3 protein-coding genes are annotated in these 2,171 nt (G+C 72.4%); all 3 read right to left on the bottom strand.

Annotation, left to right across the window (positions count from 1 at the left end; genetic code table 11):
* Positions 1-312: enoyl-CoA hydratase-related protein (locus AC13HU_RS36085; RefSeq protein WP_483046220.1), on the bottom strand; the 312-nt coding region annotated here is incomplete at its 3' end.
* A 13-nt stretch (positions 313-325) separates the two neighbouring features.
* On the bottom strand, positions 326-1,516 hold the full coding sequence (locus AC13HU_RS36080; RefSeq protein WP_483046219.1) for an acyl-CoA dehydrogenase family protein: 1,191 nt from the start codon (positions 1,514-1,516) through the stop codon (positions 326-328).
* Between the two features lie 49 nt (positions 1,517-1,565).
* A partial coding sequence (locus AC13HU_RS36075; RefSeq protein WP_483046218.1) for an acyl-CoA carboxylase biotin carboxyl carrier protein subunit occupies positions 1,566-2,171 on the bottom strand: 606 nt, incomplete at its 5' end.

Below are 2,171 nucleotides of genomic sequence, written 5' to 3'. Positions count from 1 at the left end.
CGCCCTGACGTGCCCGCGCACCTGCGCCACCAGCGGCTTGGGCAGCTTCGCCATCCGCCGCATCAGATCGGCCAGTTGACGCGGTCCCTGCCGGACCCGGCGGTCGGAGAGGTCGGCACCGGAACAGAACGTGGTGCCGGTGTGGGTGAGCAGCACCGCGCGTACGGCGCCGTCCTCGCGGGCCTGCTCCAGCTCCGACGTCAACTGGTCGAGCAGGTCGGCGGACAGGGCGTTGCGGTTGCGGGGGGAGTCGAGGGTGAGGACGGCGATGCCCCGATCGAGGTGCCGGTGGACCAGCGGTGCTGTTGCCACGTACGGACTCCTGTCAGTAGGACTTGGGCAGGCCCAGCGTGTGGTGCGAGACGAAGTTGAGGATCATCTCGCGGCTGACCGGGGCGATACGGCCCACCCGGGACGCGGCGAGCAGCGTGGCGAGGCCGTACTCGGCCGTCAACCCGTTGCCGCCGAGGGTGTGTACGGCCTGGTCGACGGCTTTCGCGCCGGCTTCCGCAGCAGCGTACTTGGCCATGTTGGCGGCCTCACCGGCCCCCATGTCGTCGCCCGCGTCGTAGAGGTGGGCGGCCTTCTGCATCATCAACCGGGCGAGTTCCAGCTCGATATGGGCCTGTGCGAGGGGGTGGGCGATCGCCTGGTGTGCGCCGATCGGGGTCTGCCAGACCTGCCGGGTGCGGGCGTACTCCACCGCCTGGGACAGGGCGTAGCGGCCCATCCCGATGGAGAACGCGGCGGTCATCACCCGCTCCGGGTTGAGCCCGGCGAAGAGTTGGAGCAGCCCGGCGTCCTCGTCGCCGACCAGCGCGTCCGCGGGCAGCGGCACGTCGTCGAGGAAGAGCTGGAACTGCTTCTCGGGCGCTGCGAGCTCCATTTCGATCTGCTTGAACTCAAAGCCCGGCGTGCCGCGTTCGACGATGAACAGGCACGGCTTGAGCTTCCCGGTGCGGGCGTCGGCGGTACGGCCGACGATCAGCGTGGCGTCGGCGATGTCCACCCCGGAGATGAAGACCTTGCGGCCGGTCAGCAGCCAGCCGCCGGTGTCCGGGTCGCGGCGCGCGGTGGTGGAGATCCGGTGCGAGTTGGAGCCCGCGTCCGGTTCGGTGATGCCGAACGCCATCCGCAGCGAGCCGTCCGCGAGCCCGGGCAGCCAGCGTTCCTTCTGCTGCTGGGTGCCGAACCGGGCGATCACGGTGCCGCAGATCGCCGGCGACACCACGAGCAGCAGCAGCGGGCTGCCGGCCGCGCCCAACTCCTCCAGCACGATGGACAGTTCGGCCAGGCCCTGACCGCCGCCGCCGTACTCCTCGGGCAGGTTCACCCCGAGGTAGCCGAGCCGGCCGGCCTCCTGCCACAGTTCGTCCGGCTGCTTGTCGGCGCGGACGATCTCGGTGAAGTACGCCCGGCCGTAGCGGCGGCCGAGCGCGCCGACCGCCGAGCGCAGCGCGCGTCGCTCGTCGCTCTCCAGCAGTGCACGGTCGAAGGGGATCGCATCGGTGCTCATGGTCGCTCTTCCTCCCGGTACGTGGTGGTGGCACGCCGTAGGGCGCGCGTCACGGTGCCTGCTCCGGTGCGCCGCCGTCCTCCTTGACGACGGCCAGTACGGTGCCGGGTTCGACCTGGCGGCCCACCACGGCGGTCAGTTCGGTGAGAGTGCCGGCGGTGGGGGCGGTGACCACGTGCTCCATCTTCATCGCCTCCAGCCACAGCAGCGGCTGCCCGCGCTCCACCTGGTCGCCCGGCGCGAAGCGGCCCAGCCGGACCACGGTGCCGGGCATCGGCGCCCGTAGCGAACCCGGTGCGACCTGCTCGGCGGGGTCGGTGAAGCGCGGCAGCGCGGTCAGCGCGGCGCAGCCGGTGGGCGCGTCGACGAAGACCCGGTCGCCGTATGCGGCCACCTCGAACGCCCGCCGTACACCGGCGACTTCGAGCACCACGCGGTCCGGCGCGGCCGACACGAGGACGACGTCGTCGTGGCCTTCGGCGGTCAGGCCGTCGCGGGTCAGGCGGTAGCGGACCTCGTGCTCGGTGCCGGACGGCTCGGCGCGGAAGCGCTTGAGCTGCGGCTGCGAGGGGAGGTTGCGCCAGCCGCCGAGGCGGGCGGCGACCGGCGTTCCGCGGGTCGGGGGAGGGGGCGCGGTCGTGGCGGCGGGCAGGGC

It is taken from the genome of Streptomyces sp. NH27 (genome assembly GCF_056859195.1).
This window is presented reverse-complemented; position numbering and strand designations above follow the sequence as displayed.

Excerpts from the sequence above, each read along its gene's own strand:
- AC13HU_RS36080 (WP_483046219.1), bottom strand. The coding sequence starts at position 1,516 with ATGAGCACCGATGCGATCCCCTTCGACCGTGCACTGCTGGAGAGCGAC.